Genomic DNA, 16,742 nt, shown 5'->3' on the forward strand with positions numbered 1-16,742 from the left:
GCCGTACGGGCCGCGCCGGCGTCCGCGCCGGGCCGATGGCGGCCGTGCCGGTGTCCCGAACTGTCGGGGCGGGCGGCTAGAGTCGCTCGCGTGACAGCTACGACGCCGCGCCTGCTCCTCGTCGACGGACATTCCCTGGCATACCGGGCGTTCTTCGCCCTGCCGGTGGAAAACTTCTCCACCACCACGGGTCAGCCGACCAACGCGGTCTACGGCTTCACGTCCATGCTGATCAACGTGCTGCGCGACGAGCAGCCGACGCACATCGTCGTCGCCTTCGACGTCTCCCGCCGTTCCTTCCGCACCGAGAAGTACGCGGAGTACAAGGCCGGCCGCAGCGAGACCCCGACCGACTTCAAGGGCCAGGTCAGCCTGGTCAAGGAGGTCCTCGCGGCGCTGCGCATCCCGGTGGTGGAGAAGGAGGGCTACGAGGCCGACGACGTCATCGCCACCCTCGCCTGCCAGGCCCGCGACCAGGGCATGTCGGTGCTGATCACCACCGGCGACCGGGACGCCTTCCAGCTCGTCGGCGACCAGGTCACCGTGCTCTACCCGCGCAAGGGCGTCTCGGACCTGGCCCGGATGGACCCGACGGCGGTGGAGGCGAAGTACGGCGTCGCCCCGGACCGCTACCGCGACCTGGCCGCCCTGGTCGGCGAGACCAGCGACAACCTGCCCGGCATCCCCGGCGTCGGCCCGAAGACCGCCGCGAAGTGGATCAACACGTACGGCGGGGTCGACGGGGTCGTCGCGCGGGCCGACGAGATCAAGGGCAAGGCCGGCGACAGCCTGCGCGAGCGGCTCGCCGACGTGATCCGCAACTACGAGATCAACTGCCTCGTCTCCGACCTGGAGCTGCCGCTGCGCCCCGAGGACGCCCGCTGGGAGGGATGGGACCGCGAGGCGGTCCACCAGGTCTTCGACACCCTCGAGTTCCGCATCCTGCGCGACCGGCTCTACCAGTACCTGGAGGCCGTGGAGCCGGAGGCCGAGGCCGGCTTCGACCTCACCGGCGAGGTGCTCACCGAGCCCGGGGCCGTGGCCGGGTGGCTGGAGACGCACGCGCCGGCCGGCACCCCGGTGGGCGTGGCGGTGAAGCTCGACACCGGGCCCAACCGCCGGCACACCGCCTCCGTGACCGGCATGGCCCTGGCGACCGCCGGCGGCGCGGCTGCCTGGCTCGACCCCGCCACCCTGGATCCGGCCGACGAGGCGGCGGTGGCGGCCTGGCTGGCCGACGAGGCACGGCCCAAGGTGCTGCACGACAGCAAGCCGGCCGTGCTCGCGTCCGCCGCGCACGGCTGGCGCCTGGAGGGCATCCTCCGCGACACCCAGATCGCCGCCTACCTGGCCCGCCCCGACCAGCGCTCCTACGACCTGACCGACCTGGCCCTGCGCTACCTGCACCGCGAGCTGCGGGTCGACGCGCCGGAGACCGGCCAGCTCACCCTCGACGGCCTCGGCAACGACGGCGAGGCGGAGCAGAACCTCATGCTCCAGGCCCGGGCCACCCTCGACCTCGCCGACGCCATCGACGCCGAGCTCTCCCGCGACGGCGAGCAGTCCGCCCGGCTGATGGCCGGGGTGGAGCTGCCGCTGATGCGGGTGCTCGCCGGCATGGAGCGCACCGGCATCGCCGCCGACACGCACTACCTCTCCGAGCTGGAGGCGCACTTCGCCGCCGAGGTGAAGGCCGCCGCCCAGGGGGCGTACGCGGCGGTGGGGCGCGAGTTCAACCTCGGCTCGCCGAAGCAGTTGCAGGAGATCCTCTTCGGCGAGCTGGGCCTGCCCAAGACCAAGAAGATCAAGACCGGCTACACCACCGACGCCGACGCCCTGCAGTGGCTCCACGCGCAGAACCCGCACCCGGTGCTGGCCCACCTGCTGCGCCACCGGGACGTGGCCAAGCTCAAGACCACCGTCGACGGGCTGCTCAAGTCGGTCTCCGACGACGGGCGCATCCACACGACGTTCAACCAGACGGTGGCGGCCACCGGCCGGCTCTCCTCGACGGAGCCCAACCTGCAGAACATCCCGATCCGCACCGAGGAGGGCCGGCGGATCCGCCGCGCCTTCGTCGTCGGGGAGGGCTACGAGTGCCTGCTCACCGCCGACTACAGCCAGATCGAGATGCGCATCATGGCGCACCTGTCGTCGGACGACGCGCTCATCGAGGCGTTCAACTCCGGCGCCGACTTCCACGCCGCCACCGCCTCGTCGGTCTTCGGGGTGCCCCTCGACGAGGTCACCGCGGACCAGCGGCGCAAGATCAAGGCGATGAACTACGGCCTGGCGTACGGGCTGAGCGCGTTCGGCCTCTCCCAGCAGCTCGGCATCACCGCCGAGGAGGCGCGCGGGCTGATGGAGGACTACTTCGCCGGCTTCGGCGGGGTGCGCGACTACCTCCAGGAGATCGTCTCCCGGGCCCGGCACGACGGCTACACCTCGACGATCCTGGGTCGCCGGCGCTACCTGCCCGACCTGGTGAGCGACAACCGGCAGCGCCGGGAGATGGCCGAGCGGATGGCGCTCAACGCGCCGATCCAGGGTTCGGCCGCCGACATCATCAAGGTGGCCATGCTGCACGTCGACACCGCGCTGCGCGAGGCCGGCCTGCGCTCGCGGATGCTGCTCCAGGTGCACGACGAGCTGGTGTTCGAGGTCGCGCCGGGCGAGCGGGAGGCCCTCGAGGCGCTGGTGCGGCGGGAGATGGGCGGGGCCTACCCGCTGTCGGTGCCGCTGGAGGTGTCGGTCGGCGAGGGGCGGGACTGGAACAGCGCCGACCACTGAGCGTCTTCGTTGTGGGCGAGGTTCCGGGGCAGCCGACCCGCTGCCGGCGGTCAGGCTTGATCCCTGCGCGGGTCGGGCCGCCCCGGAACCATCGTGGTCGGCGTCGTGTCGCCCGGTCCGGTCCGGCGTACCGCCCCTACCGGGCGTGGTGGCCGGGTCGGTTCACCGGCCCGGCCCCCGGCGTTCCTTCGGCGGGGCGCCGTGCCGCTGCAGGGCCTGCCGGGACCGGCCGCCCGGCGCCGGCAGCGGGGCCTTGAGCGGGTCGTGGCCCCAGTTCATGAGGGACCAGCGCCACTTCGTGTCGCGGACGTCGCCGGAGGGGCGCTGGGCCATGTGCCGGCGGACGTACCCGACGACCTTGCGCATGTGCCGGTAGTCGCCCTCGGACAGCTCGCTGCGCTTGCGCCGCAGCAGACCGATGATCTTCCGGCCGGACTCGTGCCCCACCGACTCGCCGCCCTTGGTGCCCTTGCGCCAGCCGACATGCTTGGACTCGTCGGTCTCCAGCCACGTCGACAGCTCGCCGGGCTTCATGTTCACCGCCTCGGTGAACTCCCGGTAGACGTCCCGGCCCTCGTCACCCCTGCTCATGGCGCAGCGCCTCCGGTCGGTGGGCGACGTCCCGGCCCGAGTCGTCGTTGCGGATCCGGTACTGCGGGTGCTCCGGGGACGCGTTCACGGCGTGCCCGCGCACGTGCGTCCGGTCGATCAGCTTCTCCTTGACCACGCCGTACGCCCGGCCGCTGTGACTGGCCCAGGAGACGTGGTCACCCTCGCGGAACTCGTTCTGCTCGGCCATGCCGGGTGGGTACCCGGCGTCGATGCCCCGAAACGACGGCCGGGCCCCGCCGGAACCCCTCAGGCGGGCTTCTCGGCGACGAAGATGGCAGTGCCGGGGAAGAGGCGGCCGCGCAGCGGGCTCCACTGCCCCCAGATCCCCTCGTGCCCCTCGGGCCACTCCGGCTCGACCAGGTCGACCAGGTCGAACCCGGCGCCCACGATCTCCCGGATCCGGTCGCCGAGCGTGCGGTGCTGCTCGACGTAGGTGGCCGCGCCGGTCTCGTCCTGCTCCACGTAGGGGGAGCGGTCGAAGTACGAGTGCGTGGCGGTCAGCCCGCCCTCGCCCGGGTCGTCGAGGAAGATCCACCGCATCGGGTGGGTCACCGAGAACACCCAGCGACCGCCGGGGCGCAGCACCCGGAACACCTCGCGCATCACCGCCGCCGAGTCGGCCACGAACGGGATCGCCCCGAACGCCGTGCAGGCGGTGTCGAACGCCGCGTCGGCGAAGGGCAGCGCCAGCGCGTCGGCCTGCACCAGTGGCACGCGTACGCCGGTGCGCGCGGCGGCGAGGGCGGCGTGCCGCAACATGCCGGCGGACAGGTCCATGGCGACCGGCCGGGCGCCCCGGGTGGCGAGCCACCGCGCGGCGGCCGCGGCGCCGCAGCCGACCTCCAGCACCCGCCGCCCGGTCAGGTCGCCCAGCAGCCGTACGTCCGCCTCGCGCACCCCCTCGGGGCACCAGACGAAGTCGAGGTCGCCGAGGAAGTCGCCGTGCTCGGCCTGGTAGTCGTCGGCGTCGGTGTCCCACCAGTGGCGGCTGGCGCGCCGGGCCTCGGCGTCGCCCACCCGGCGCCGGGTCACCCGGCTGCTGTCGTCGTCCACCCGCTCACGCTAGTGCCTCTCCCGCGGGGCGCGACGGCGGGCGGCGGCCCCCGGGCGCGGCGGAACGGGGGTGGCGCTACGGTCTCCGGTGGTGCCCTTGTGACGGACGCGACAGGCGGGGCAGCTTCCTGCCGAAATCTCCGCTTTCGCAGGTGGCGAGGCGTCGAGAGGACGGGAGGCCTTGCACGCTGTGGTAATGCAGCGGGTAGGCTAGACGATGCGCTCGCGGATCGTGTGCCTCGGCAGGGAGCAGGTGCGCGGTCTCCGGGACCACTGGCGGAGTTACCTCCATGATCTCACTCGATCTTCGGTGTGCCCGGCGACGGATCCGCTGGCGCGAACAGGTCACCGCGACACCAGCCTGCTGTGACACACCATCCGACCGGAGCAACCGCCCACATGACGAGCAGCATCGAGGCCCCCTCGAGCGCCACCCGGGTCACCCACGACGATCTCGGTTCCGAGGAGGCTTTCCTCGCCGCGATCGACGAGACCATCAAGTACTTCAACGACGGCGACATTGTCGAAGGCACCGTCGTCAAGGTCGATCGGGACGAGGTCCTGCTCGACATCGGCTACAAGACCGAGGGCGTCATCCCCTCTCGGGAGTTGTCGATCAAGCACGACGTGGACCCGGCCGAGGTCGTTTCGGTTGGTGATCACATCGAGGCCCTGGTCCTCCAGAAGGAGGACAAGGAGGGGCGTCTGATCCTCTCCAAGAAGCGGGCGCAGTACGAGCGGGCCTGGGGCACCATCGAGAAGATCAAGGACGAGGACGGCGTCGTCCGCGGCTCGGTCATCGAGGTGGTCAAGGGCGGCCTCATCCTCGACATCGGGCTGCGCGGCTTCCTGCCCGCCTCCCTGGTCGAGATGCGTCGGGTGCGGGACCTGCAGCCGTACGTCGGCCGCGAGCTCGAGGCCAAGATCATCGAGCTGGACAAGAACCGCAACAACGTGGTCCTGTCCCGCCGGGCCTGGCTGGAGCAGACGCAGTCCGAGGTGCGCACCGAGTTCCTCAACAAGCTGCAGAAGGGCCAGGTCCGCAAGGGCGTCGTGTCCTCGATCGTCAACTTCGGCGCGTTCGTCGACCTGGGCGGCGTGGACGGCCTGGTGCACGTCTCCGAGCTGTCCTGGAAGCACATCGACCACCCGTCCGAGGTCGTCGAGGTGGGCCAGGAGGTCGAGGTCGAGGTCCTGGACGTCGACCTGGACCGCGAGCGGGTCTCGCTGTCGCTGAAGGCGACCCAGGAGGACCCGTGGCGGCAGTTCGCCCGCACCCACGCGATCCAGCAGATCGTGCCGGGTAAGGTCACCAAGCTGGTGCCGTTCGGCGCCTTCGTCCGGGTGGACGACGGCATCGAGGGCCTGGTCCACATCTCCGAGCTGGCCGAGCGCCACGTGGAGATCCCGGAGCAGGTCGTCCAGGTCGGCTCCGAGGTCATGGTCAAGGTCATCGACATCGACCTGGAGCGCCGCCGGATCTCGCTGTCGCTCAAGCAGGCCAACGAGGGCTTCGTCGAGGGCGAGGAGCACTTCGACCCGACCCTCTACGGCATGGCCGCGACCTACGACGCCGAGGGCAACTACATCTACCCGGAGGGCTTCGACCCGGAGACGGGCGAGTGGCTCGAGGGGTACGACAAGCAGCGCGAGACCTGGGAGAACCAGTACGCCGAGGCCCGTCAGCGCTGGGAGGCCCACACCAAGCAGGTGCAGACCTCCCGCGCCGCCGACGCCGAGGCCGCTGCCAACCCGGTTCCGGCGGTCACCGGTGGCACCACCACCTCGACCAGCGCGGCCCCGAGCCGGCAGGCCGAGGAGCCGGCCGGCACCCTGGCCACCGACGAGGCGCTCGCCGCTCTGCGGGAGAAGCTCGCCGGCGGCAAGTGACCCGCTGAACGACGGACGAGGGCCCCGTCCCCGCGATCGAGAGATCGCCGGGGGCGGGGCCCTCGCCGTGCCCGCCCTCCCGGCCCCTGCGTCGGCCTGAAACGGCCGCTCGACGCCGTTCCGGCGGCTCCGGGCGTCGGGCCGTTCGGTTCGGTGGGGCCGGGCGTCGGGCCGTCGTTTCGGTAGGGCCGGGCGTCGGGCCGTTCGATTCGGCGGGGTGGGGTGCCGGTCGGTCCGTGCCGGGCGCGGGGCACCGGCCCGGTTTGGCGGGGCGGGAAAGATCGGGTTGACTGGTCCGGTGCTGATGGTGGGGTTGACCGGGGGGATCGGATCCGGCAAGAGCGCGGTGGCGTCGCGGCTGGCCGATCGGGGCGCGGTGGTCATCGACGCCGACCAGGTGGCCCGGGAGGTGGTGGCGCCGGGCACCGAGGGACTGGCCGAGATCGTCGCGACCTTCTCCGACCGGGTCCTCGACGCCGGCGGGGCCCTCGACCGGGCGGCGCTGGGCGCGGTGGTCTTCGCCGACGAGGCGGCCCGGCGCCGGCTGGAGGGGATCATCCATCCCCGCGTACGGGCCCGCACGGCCGAACTGGCCGCCGCGGCGGCGCCCGACGCGATCGTGGTCAACGACGTGCCGCTGCTGGTGGAGGTGGGGCTCGCGCCCACGTACCACCTGGTGGTCGTGGTGCAGACGGCGGTCGCCACCCGGTTGGCGCGGCTGGCCCGCGACCGCGGGATGGACCGGGCGGAGGCCGAGCGGCGGATCGCCGCGCAGGCCGACGACGCCCGACGCCGGGCCGCGGCGGACGTGGTGCTGACCAACGACGGCAGCCTCGCCGACCTGCACGCGGCGGTCGACGCGCTGTGGCAGGAGCGGCTGCTGCCCTACGAGGCGAACCTGCGCGAGCGGCGACCGGTGCGACCGCACCGCGTCGTGCTGACCGAGGCCGACCCGACCTGGCCGCAGCAGTACGCGCGGCTCGCCGCCCGGATCCGGCACGCGATCGCCCCCGCCGACCTGCGGATCGACCACATCGGCTCCACCGCGGTGCCCGGCCTCGCCGCCAAGGACGTGATCGACATCCAGCTCACCGTGCCGACCCTCGCCGACGCGGACGGCCCGCTGGCCGAGCGGCTCGCCGCCGCGGGCTTCCCGCGCCTGCCCGGCGACTGGTGGGACAACCCCCGACCGCCCGGCAGCGGCCGGTGGGAGAAGCGGCTGCACGGCAGCGCCGACCCGGGCCGCCCCGTGTACCTGCACGTCCGCGCCGTGGACTCGCCCGGCTGGCGGTACGCGCTGCTGATGCGCGACCACCTGCGTGCCGACCCGGACCAGCGGGCGGCCTACCTGCTGCTGAAGCGGGAACTGGCCGCCTCGGCCCCGGACAGCGCCACCTACACCACGGCGAAGGACCCGTGGTTCGACGAGGAACACCTGCGCGCCGAGGAATGGGCGGCGCAGACCGGCTGGCGCCCCTGACCGGTCCCCGGCCGCCGTCGCCGGCGCGTCGGGGTCCTGACGTCGCCCCGGCGGCGACCCTGACCCCGGTCGGTCACCGCCCGGCGGCCGGCGATTCCGGGCGCTGCGGCGCCGGCCGGGCGGCGGGCCACCGGGGCACCGCGCCGGGGGTCAGGTCGAGCTGGGCCCAGGCGCCCGACCGGGTACGCAGCTCCACCCGGCGAAGCACGCCGGACCGGTCGATCCAGTAGCGCAGCGGCGCCCCCGACGGGCGCAGCTCGACCACGTCCACGGTCCTGCCGGAGAGGCTGTCCCCGCGCACCCGGAGGGTGGCGTCCCGCGACGCGGTCGACCGGGCGGCCCGCAGCGCCGCGTCGAGCAGCAGGCCCAGGTCGCCGGCGCGCGTCGGGTCGGTCCGCCAGCCCCGGGCGGGCGGCGGCAGCGGGGGCCGGCCGGGTGCCTCCACCGTGCCGGGAACCGTCGTGGCGGGGACCTCCGCCCGGGTCACGTCCGTCCCGTCGACGCGCAGCAGCGCCCGGCGCTCCGGTGCGCCGAGGTCGGCGACGGCCACGTACGCGGCCCGGCCGGTCCAGCTCACCCAGCCGGCGCCGCGCAGGTTGGTGCCGGCGGCCAGAGGCGCGGTGAGGGTGACGGCGGCGCCGCCGGCGGCGCGGAGCCGGGCGGGCAACCGGTCCAGCCGGTCCCGCTCCCCGGCGGTCAGGGCGCGGGGCTGCCCGGGCCGGCCGCCGAGCGCGTCGACCGGCCGCAGCGTCGGCCGGTCCGTGCGGATGAGCTGCACGGTGACCGGACCGACGCCGGGCAGTCCGGTCTCCAGCCGGTGCAGGCGGGCGTCGCGGTCCAGCCAGTAGCGCGGGTGGTCGCCGGTCGCCGCGGACGCGGGTGGCGATGGCGTGCCCGGGGCCGACGGCGCCTGGAGGATGTCGACCGGCTCCGCCCCGACGGTGGCGCGGCCCACCCAGCGGGCGGCCTCCGAGGGCTGCTCGGGGCGGTCCGCGCCGAGCCGGAAGAGCAGGTCGAGCACGGCGGCGACCCCTCGCCCGCCGGACGGGTCGTGCAGCCGCCAGCGGTCCGCCGGCGGCACCAGCGGAGGCGGTGCGGCGGTGGGCACCGCCGACGGGTCGGGCCGCAGCACGGCCACGGTCGGCGTGGCCTGCAGCAGGCCGCGTTCGGCACCCGCGCCGGGCCCGCCGACGTCCAGATAGACCAGCGGCCGCGACCAGTCGACCCAGCCGACCAGTTCGGTGCGGTCGGACCCGGTGCCCGTCGTCACCCGCACCCCGGCCCGCAGGTCGCGGTGGTTGGTGACCCGCATCGCGGCCAGCCGCTCGCGCTCGTCACCGGTCAGCGCCCGGGACGGCTCCGACCGGTCGGGCGACCAGCTCAGCAGCCCCGCGACCAGCGCCGCCGCGGAGAGCACGGCCACGACCGCGAGCACCAGCAGGGTGGTGCGCCGGCGGCCGGTCAGCACCCGCGGGACGGCCCCGGTGTGGGCGTCGTCGTGCGGCGGGTGGTCCCGCGGCGGGGAGGTCTGGTCGGGACGGGCGGCCCGGGCGGCGGAGGTGTCCACGGATGGTTGAACGGGATTCACCGTCGCGGGGTGACGAGCAGGGGCGCTCGCGGCGGCCGGTCGGCGCCTCAAGCGCGACCACGTCGGGTGCGCACGCCGGGCGTGCCGGGTGCTGCGACCCCTGTGCCGGGGGCGGGCCGGCCGCTGAGGGCCTGGCCGCCTGCCCGGTCGGCCGCCGCGAGCGGCCTACACCGAGAGCGTAGTCCCGTGAGATCGGCCACACAATGGTAATATCGAAGCCGATCAGGGACCGTCCGTAGTCGGCGCGGGGTGTCGGACCCTCGGCGTACCGTTGAGGTCATGGCGCTCGACATTCCCCGGCTCGACGGCCGCTTCCAGGTCGTCAGCGACTTCCAGCCGGCCGGCGACCAGCCGGCGGCCATCGACGACCTGGAGCGTCGGGTCCGACGCGGCGACCGCAACACGGTGCTGCTCGGCGCGACCGGCACCGGCAAGAGCGCCACCACGGCGTGGCTCGTCGAGCGGTTGCAGCGGCCGACGCTGGTGCTCGCGCCCAACAAGACGCTCTGCGCGCAGCTGGCCAAGGAGTTCAGCGAGCTGCTGCCGCACAACGCGGTGGAGTATTTCGTCTCCTACTACGACTACTACCAGCCCGAGGCCTACATCCCGCAGACCGACACCTACATCGAGAAGGACTCCTCGATCAACGAGGAGGTCGAGCGGCTGCGGCACTCGGCGACGATGTCGCTGCTCACCCGGCGCGACGTGGTGGTGGTGGCCACCGTCTCGGCGATCTACGGCCTGGGCACCCCGGAGGAATACCTCGACCGGGCCGTGCGCGTCGCCGTCGGGCAGGAGCTCGACCGCGACCAACTGCTGCGCCGCCTGGTCGACATCCAGTACTCGCGCAACGACATGGCCTTCAACCGCGGCACCTTCCGGGTCCGGGGCGACACGCTGGAGATCATCCCGGCCTACGAGGAGCTGGCCGTCCGGATCGAGCTCTTCGGTGACGAGGTGGAGAAGCTCTACTACCTCAACCCGCTCACCGGCGACGTGGTCCGCGAGGTCGACCACCTGCTGATCTTCCCGGCCACCCACTACGCGGCCGGCCCGGAGCGGATGGAGCGGGCGATCCGCGACATCGAGGCCGAGATGGGCGAGCGGTTGGCCGAGCTGGAGCGGCAGGGCAAGCTGCTGGAGGCCCAGCGGCTGCGGATGCGCACGACCTACGACATCGAGATGATGCGGCAGGTCGGTTTCTGCTCCGGCATCGAGAACTACTCGATGCACATCGACGGCCGGCTGCCGGGCAGCCCGCCGCACTGCCTGCTCGACTACTTCCCCGACGACTTCCTGACGGTCGTCGACGAGTCGCACGTGACCATCCCGCAGATCGGCGGCATGTACGAGGGCGACGCGTCGCGCAAGCGGATGCTGATCGACCACGGCTTCCGGCTGCCCAGCGCGGCCGACAACCGGCCGCTGCGGTTCGACGAGTTCCTGGAGCGGGTGGGCCAGATGGTCTTCCTGTCCGCCACGCCCGGCCCCTGGGAGCTGGAGCAGGCCCAGGGCGAGTTCGTCGAGCAGGTGATCCGGCCGACCGGCCTGATCGACCCCGAGGTCGTCGTGAAGCCCACCAAGGGCCAGATCGACGACCTGATGCACGAGATCAAGCTGCGCACCGAGCGCGACGAGCGGGTGCTGGTCACCACGCTGACGAAGAAGATGGCCGAGGACCTGTCCGACTATCTCCTGGAGAACGGCATCCGGGTGCGTTACCTGCACTCCGAGGTCGACACCCTGCGCCGGGTGGAGCTGCTGCGCGAGCTGCGTAAGGGCGACTACGACGTGCTGGTCGGCATCAACCTGCTCCGGGAGGGCCTCGACCTGCCCGAGGTGTCGCTGGTCGCCATCCTCGACGCCGACAAGGAGGGCTTCCTGCGCAGTGGCCGGTCGCTGATCCAGACCATCGGCCGGGCGGCCCGCAACGTCTCCGGCCAGGTCCACATGTACGCGGACAAGATCACTCCGTCGATGGCGGACGCGATCGAGGAGACCAACCGGCGGCGGGCCAAGCAGATCGCGCACAACGAGGCGCACGGCATCAGCCCGGAGCCGCTGCGCAAGAAGATCCACGACATCCTCGACGACATCTACCGCGAGGCGGAGGACACGGAGAACAGTCGCGTCGGCGGGGCGGTGCGGCAGCTGTCCCGGGGCAAGGCGCCGGTGAAGGAGACCCGCAGTCGCGGCCGGGCCGGCGGCGCCGGGCCCGCGCGGGAGGGGATGGCCCGGGCCGAGCTGGCCCAGCTCATCCAGGAGCTCAACGACCAGATGCTGGCCGCGGCCCGGGAGTTGCAGTTCGAGCTGGCCGCCCGGATCCGCGACGAGGTCGCCGACCTGAAGAAGGAACTGCGCGGCATGGACGCCGCCGGCGTGAAGTGACCGCCCGGCGACGGGCTGGCGGCTCCGTCGGCTCCTCGCCGTGCGGTTCCGCCGGCCCGTCGCCGAAGACCACCGCGCGCTTCCACCGGGCGTAGGCGGTCCCGGGCGCCGGGCCCGGTCGCGCCCGGGTACCGCACCGCCCGTGACCTGGCCGGCGACGTCTGCGCGTTCGGCGCCTACCGGCCGTGACGGACGGCCGGCGGGGCCCGGCCGGCAACGGGGCGACTAGCCTCGATTGCGGTACGCGAGCAAACTATTGCGCTGGGTGATCGTCCTGCGTACTCTCCCTCGGTGGGGAGGCGGGGATGCCGTTGCCAACGAGTCCGGTCATTCGACGCGCACGCCTGGGCGCCGAGCTGCGCCAGTTGCGCAGGCGGGAAGGGCTGACACTGGAGCAGGTCTGCGACCGGCTCGGCTGGGCGTCCACCTCCAAGCTGTCCCGCATCGAGCTGGGGCAGAGCCGGCCGGATCTCGCCGACGTCCTCGATCTGCTCGACGTCTACGAGGTGCCGCCGCCGCAGCGGGAGGCGCTCATCGTCATCGCCCGCGACGCCGCCACCAGCCGGGGCTGGTGGAAGGCGCTGGGGGAGATGGGGGAGCGGCAGCGCACCTACGCCGAGCTGGAGGCGGGGGCGGCGACCATCGTGGACTGGCAGCCCGCCGTCGTGCCGGGACTGCTCCAGACCCCGGCGTACGCCCGGCTGCGGATCGCCGCCGGCCGGCTGCTCGACCCGACCGTCGACGTGGAGGCCGACGTGCGCGCCCGCGCGATGCGGCACGAGGTGCTGCGGCGCACCGATCCGCCCCGCTACACGGCGGTGATCGCCGAGGCCGCCTGTGAAGCCGACGACATCCCGCCGCAGGTGCGGCAGGAGCAGCTACGGTTCCTGGTCGACCTGGCCGGCCTGCCGCACGTGACGATCCGGCTGCTGCCCCGGGGCGTCGCCGCGCGGGGCGGGGCGCAGCCGCTCACGCCGTACTCCTGCTACTCGTTCCCCGACCCGGCCGACCCCCGCACGGTGATGCTGGAGGCGTTGACCACCGACGTGCGCCTGGCGACGACGGCCGACGTCGACCGCTACGACCAGCTCACCGGTTGGCTGCTGGACGCGGCGCTCAGCCCGGAGGAGACGAGCGCGGCGCTGAGCCGCCGTGCCGCCGGGTGACCCCCGCCGGGCGCACCGGGGCGGCGACGCCCACCGACTGACCCGGCCGCGGGCGAGCAGCGCGGCCGGGGCGCTGCCCGCCGGATGTCGCCGCGCGGCCACCGGGCCCGGCGCCCCCGAGCCCGTCGGGACCGGCAGCCGGCGCGTGCATCGCGCAGGGTAGGGCAGGGGTACGACAGCCTCAGGCCGGCACGTCCACGAAGTGCTCGACCAGCGGCGGGTTGGCGAAGTACGGGCCGATCAGCGCCCGCCACTGCGTGAAGCGCTCGGTGCCCCGGAAGTTGTCGTTGTGCGCCTCGACCGAGTCCCACTCGACCAGCAGCACGAACCGGGACGGGGACTCCACGCCCCGGGTCATCCGCACCGACCGGCAGCCCGGCGTCCCGGCGAGCACCGGGTGCCCCTTGGCGTACGCGGCGGCGAACTCGTCCTCGTGTCCGGGCAGTACGTCGATGAGCGCGACCTCAAGCACCATGGCCGCAGCCTTTCACGTCGCTGCGGCGGCCCGCCGTCGCGGGGGCCTGTTCCCGGTGGTCGGGCGGATCTAGGGTGGGCGCGCGGAAAGGGGAGAGGCATGATCGACTGGCTCACCGGCACGGCGTTCACCGTGGCGGGCACCGGCACCACCCGCGCGGAGCTGCTGGGCTTCGCCACCGGGGTGCTCAACGTCTGGCTGGTGGCCCGGCAGCGGATCGCCAACTGGCCGGTCGGCATCGCCAACGTGCTGCTGCTGATGCTGCTGTTCTGGACCGCCGGCCTGTACGCCGACGCGGGCCTTCAGGTCGTCTACGTCGTCCTGGGCCTGTACGGGTGGTGGGCGTGGCTCTACGGCGGCGAGCGGCGCAGCCGGCTGACGGTCCGCGGGACGAGCCGCCGGGAGTGGTGGGCGCTGGGGCTGGCCGGGGTGGCGCTGACCGGCGCGCTGTGGGCGCTGCTGGACCGGGCCACCGACTCGACGGTGCCGCTGCCGGACGCGCTGACCACCGCCCTGTCGCTGCTGGCCACGTACGGGCAGACCCGCAAGCGGGTGGAGAGCTGGTGGCTGTGGATCGCGGCCGACCTGATCTACATCCCGCTGTACGCCTACAAGGGCCTGTACCTCACGGCGGCGCTCTACCTGATCTTCCTCGGCCTCTGCGTGCTCGGGCTGCGCGAGTGGCGGGCGGACCTGCGGTGCGGCGCCGGCGCGACCCGGGCGCCGTCCGGTCCGGCCCCGGTGGCGGCGTGACGGGCCCGGCGCCGGCCGACGAGCGCCCGGCGGCGGGCGGCGGCGCGGCCGGGCCGGCGGCGCCGGAGTTCCGGCACGGGCTGGTGGTGGGGAAGTTCTATCCGCCGCACGCCGGCCACCACGCGCTGATCGAGGCCGCCGCCGCCCGCTGCGCGGCCGTCACCGTGGTGGTGGCGCCGTCGCGCCGGGAGTCGATCCCGCTCGCGCTGCGGCTGGACTGGCTGCGCGAGGTGCACGCGGCCACCCCGTGGGTCCGCTTCGTCGGCCGGTACGACGACCACCCGGTTGACTACGCCGACCCGGCCGTGTGGGACCTGCACTGCGCGGTGTTCCGCGAGGCGCTGGGCGGGCGGCGGGTGGACGCCGTCTTCTCCTCGGAGACGTACGGCGAGGAACTGGCCCGGCGCTTCGACGCTGTCGGCGTGTGCGTGGACCAGGGGCGGCGGCGCGTGCCGGTCTCCGGGACGGCGGTGCGCGCGGACCCGGCGGGCCACTGGGACCGGCTCAGCGCGCCGGTGCGGGCGTGGTTCGTGCGGCGGGTGGTGGTGGTCGGCGCGGAGTCCACCGGCACCACGACGATGGCCGCCGCCCTCGCGGAGCACTACGGCACCCGGTGGGTTCCCGAGTACGGCCGGGAGCTGACCGAACGGAAGCTGGCCCGGCTGCGCGAGCGGGACCCGGCGGCCACGATCTTCGACGTGTCCTGGGACCGTGACGACTTCGCCGAGGTGGTTCGGGAGCAGCAGGCGGCGGAGGACGCGGCGGCCCGGTCGTGCGGCCCGCTGCTGTTCTGCGACACCGACGCCCGGGCCACCGCGGTGTGGGAGGAGCGCTACCTCGGGTCGGCGTCGGCGGAGGTGCGCGCGGCGGCCCGGCGGCCCGCGCTGTACCTGCTGACCGACCACGTCGGGGTGCCCTTCGACGACGACGGGCTGCGCGACGGGGAGCACCTGCGGGCGTGGATGACCGGGCGGTTCCGGACGGAGTTGGCCGGGTGCGGGACACCGGTGGTCGAGCTGACCGGCCCGCATCCGGAGCGGCTGGCCCGCGCGGTGGCCGCCTGCGACGCACTGCTCGCGGCCGGCTGGCCGCTGGCCGACCCGCTGGTGCCGGCGGAGCCGGGGGCTGAACACGGCGTCGCCGAGTCGCCGGCGGAGCCGCGCGGCCCCGCCATCCAGGAGCACCTAGCCTCCTAGGATGCCCTACGCAGAGTGCGCTCAGCCTCACCGGGAGGGTCGGCGGCTGCCGGTGGGCGAAGACACGGGCAGCCCGGGGTGCGGTCGCTGGGCGTGGTGGGCAAGAATGGCGGACGAGGAGGGGAGTATTCCCCCGTGACGGAGTCGTCAGCACGGTCGAGCGTCGGTCCCCGGTGCGCGACCCGGCCCCGTCGGTCACCGCCCGCAGGACGGTGACGGAAGAGACCTCCGACAGTCACCAGAGTCAGCGTCACCGGCACACCGCGCCCACCGAGGGCGTACGGTGTGCCCGTCGTTGCGTGTCTGCCGGAGGAATGAACCTTGGACGTGTCGGGACTGGTCTGGGCGGCGACCCTCGTCGTACTGACCGCGATCCTCCTCGTGGATCTGCTGATCATCGGTCGGCGCCCCCACGAGCCGAGTGTGCGTGAGTCGAGCCTGTGGGTCGGCTTCTACGTGGGCCTGGCCCTGATCTTCGGCGCCGGCGTCTGGCTGACCTCCGGGGCGAGCGCGGCCGGGCAGTTCTACACCGGCTGGCTGACCGAGTACAGCCTCTCGGTCGACAACCTCTTCGTCTTCGTGATCATCATGGCGCGGTTCGGGGTGCCCCGGCAGTACCAGCAGAAGGTGCTGCTCATCGGCATCGTGCTGGCGCTGATCATGCGGGGTGGGTTCATCGCCGCCGGCGCGGCCCTGATCACCCAGTTCTCCTGGGTGTTCTACATCTTCGGGGCGTTCCTGATCTACACCGCGATCAACCTGGCCCGAGAGGGCGAGCCGGACGAGGACGAGTTCAACGAGAACGTGCTGATCCGGTGGAGCCGCAGGGCGCTGCCGATCTCGAAGGACTACGACGGCGCCAAGCTGACCACCCACTCGCCGAAGGGCAAGCGGATCTTCACCCCGATGCTGATCGTCATGATCGCCATCGGCACCACCGACCTGATCTTCGCGCTCGACTCGATCCCGGCGATCTTCGGTATCACCCAGGAGCCGTACCTGGTCTTCACCGCGAACGTCTTCGCGCTGATGGGGCTGCGGCAGCTCTACTTCCTGCTCGGCGGCCTGCTGGACCGGCTGATCTACCTGACCTACGGCCTGGCCGCGGTGCTCGGCTTCATCGGCGTCAAGCTGGTGCTGGAGGCCCTGGCCGGCAACACCCTGCCGTTCGTCAACGGCGGGCAGCACGTCTCCTGGGCCCCGCACATCCCGATCTGGCTCTCGCTGACGGTCATCCTCGGCACCCTCGCCGTGGCGACCGTCGCCAGCCTGGTCAAGTCCTCCCGCGACCGGCGCCGCCTGCTGTCCGACGCCCGCCGCTGAGGCGTACCCGCGCGACGAGGGGGCGCTC

At 73.4% G+C, this 16,742-nt stretch carries 13 protein-coding genes; 8 read left to right on the forward strand and 5 right to left on the reverse strand.

Translation table 11 applies throughout. The features are described 5' to 3' along the window. The first annotated feature begins 90 nt into the window (after positions 1 to 90). Entirely contained in the window at positions 91 to 2,790 is a 2,700-nt protein-coding gene (gene polA / locus AB0L34_RS26710) for a DNA polymerase I (RefSeq protein ID WP_363707611.1), read from the forward strand. Between the two features lie 162 nt (positions 2,791 to 2,952). Here polA and AB0L34_RS26715 read toward each other — a convergent pair whose 3' ends face one another. From AB0L34_RS26715 to AB0L34_RS26725, 3 genes are read right to left on the reverse strand one after another with little or no spacing between them, the layout of a single operon-like run. Next, positions 2,953 to 3,381, reverse strand: a complete 429-nt coding sequence (locus AB0L34_RS26715) for a DUF3140 domain-containing protein (protein ID WP_350709225.1) — start codon at positions 3,379 to 3,381, stop codon at positions 2,953 to 2,955. Further along, complete coding sequence (locus tag AB0L34_RS26720) at positions 3,368 to 3,589, reverse strand: DUF2945 domain-containing protein (RefSeq protein ID WP_363707613.1); 222 nt, start codon at positions 3,587 to 3,589, stop codon at positions 3,368 to 3,370. Before AB0L34_RS26720 ends, AB0L34_RS26715 begins: the two co-directional genes overlap by 14 nt. 59 nt (positions 3,590 to 3,648) lie before the next feature. Continuing rightward, positions 3,649 to 4,455: a class I SAM-dependent methyltransferase gene (locus tag AB0L34_RS26725; RefSeq protein ID WP_363707615.1), complete on the reverse strand. Its 807-nt coding sequence runs from the start codon at positions 4,453 to 4,455 to the stop codon at positions 3,649 to 3,651. Between the two features lie 399 nt (positions 4,456 to 4,854). Here AB0L34_RS26725 and rpsA point away from each other — a divergent pair, with 399 nt between their 5' ends. Next, a complete protein-coding gene (rpsA, locus tag AB0L34_RS26730) occupies positions 4,855 to 6,345 on the forward strand; it encodes a 30S ribosomal protein S1 (protein ID WP_350709219.1) in 1,491 nt (496 codons plus the stop codon). A gap of 298 nt (positions 6,346 to 6,643) precedes the next feature. Then, positions 6,644 to 7,825 (forward strand): dephospho-CoA kinase, encoded by a 1,182-nt coding sequence (gene coaE, locus AB0L34_RS26735; protein WP_363707629.1) that lies wholly within the window; start codon positions 6,644 to 6,646, stop codon positions 7,823 to 7,825. A 73-nt stretch (positions 7,826 to 7,898) separates the two neighbouring features. On the opposite strand, the gene AB0L34_RS26740 is transcribed toward coaE, so the two are convergent. Next, positions 7,899 to 9,392, reverse strand: coding sequence for a hypothetical protein (locus AB0L34_RS26740; protein WP_363707617.1), 1,494 nt, complete (start codon positions 9,390 to 9,392; stop codon positions 7,899 to 7,901). A 300-nt stretch (positions 9,393 to 9,692) separates the two neighbouring features. Between AB0L34_RS26740 and uvrB the strand changes: the two genes are divergently transcribed. Together uvrB and AB0L34_RS26750 are read left to right on the forward strand one after the other, a co-directional pair. Further along, positions 9,693 to 11,801 (forward strand): excinuclease ABC subunit UvrB, encoded by a 2,109-nt coding sequence (gene uvrB, locus AB0L34_RS26745; protein ID WP_363707619.1) that lies wholly within the window; start codon positions 9,693 to 9,695, stop codon positions 11,799 to 11,801. Positions 11,802 to 12,106: 305 nt separating this feature from the next. After that, on the forward strand, positions 12,107 to 12,967 hold the full coding sequence (locus tag AB0L34_RS26750) for a helix-turn-helix transcriptional regulator (protein WP_363707621.1): 861 nt from the start codon (positions 12,107 to 12,109) through the stop codon (positions 12,965 to 12,967). Positions 12,968 to 13,148: 181 nt separating this feature from the next. On the opposite strand, the gene AB0L34_RS26755 is transcribed toward AB0L34_RS26750, so the two are convergent. Then, the gene (locus AB0L34_RS26755) at positions 13,149 to 13,442 is read right to left on the reverse strand and encodes an antibiotic biosynthesis monooxygenase (protein WP_350709211.1); all 294 of its coding nucleotides are present in this window, start codon (positions 13,440 to 13,442) and stop codon (positions 13,149 to 13,151) included. A 99-nt stretch (positions 13,443 to 13,541) separates the two neighbouring features. On the opposite strand from AB0L34_RS26755, the gene pnuC reads away from it, so the two are divergent. The 3 genes from pnuC to AB0L34_RS26770 all read left to right on the forward strand — a co-directional run bounded on the left by pnuC (position 13,542) and on the right by AB0L34_RS26770 (position 16,714). Then, on the forward strand, positions 13,542 to 14,195 hold the full coding sequence (gene pnuC, locus AB0L34_RS26760; protein WP_363707623.1) for a nicotinamide riboside transporter PnuC: 654 nt from the start codon (positions 13,542 to 13,544) through the stop codon (positions 14,193 to 14,195). Beyond that, the gene (locus AB0L34_RS26765; RefSeq protein WP_363707625.1) at positions 14,192 to 15,391 is read left to right on the forward strand and encodes an AAA family ATPase; all 1,200 of its coding nucleotides are present in this window, start codon (positions 14,192 to 14,194) and stop codon (positions 15,389 to 15,391) included. The genes pnuC and AB0L34_RS26765 overlap by 4 nt, the downstream gene beginning before the upstream one ends. 321 nt (positions 15,392 to 15,712) lie before the next feature. Next, the gene (locus AB0L34_RS26770; RefSeq protein ID WP_363707627.1) at positions 15,713 to 16,714 is read left to right on the forward strand and encodes a TerC family protein; all 1,002 of its coding nucleotides are present in this window, start codon (positions 15,713 to 15,715) and stop codon (positions 16,712 to 16,714) included. Positions 16,715 to 16,742 lie beyond the last annotated feature (28 nt).

It is taken from the genome of Micromonospora sp. NPDC052213 (assembly GCF_040679695.1).
Classification (GTDB): Bacteria; Actinomycetota; Actinomycetes; order Mycobacteriales; family Micromonosporaceae; genus Micromonospora.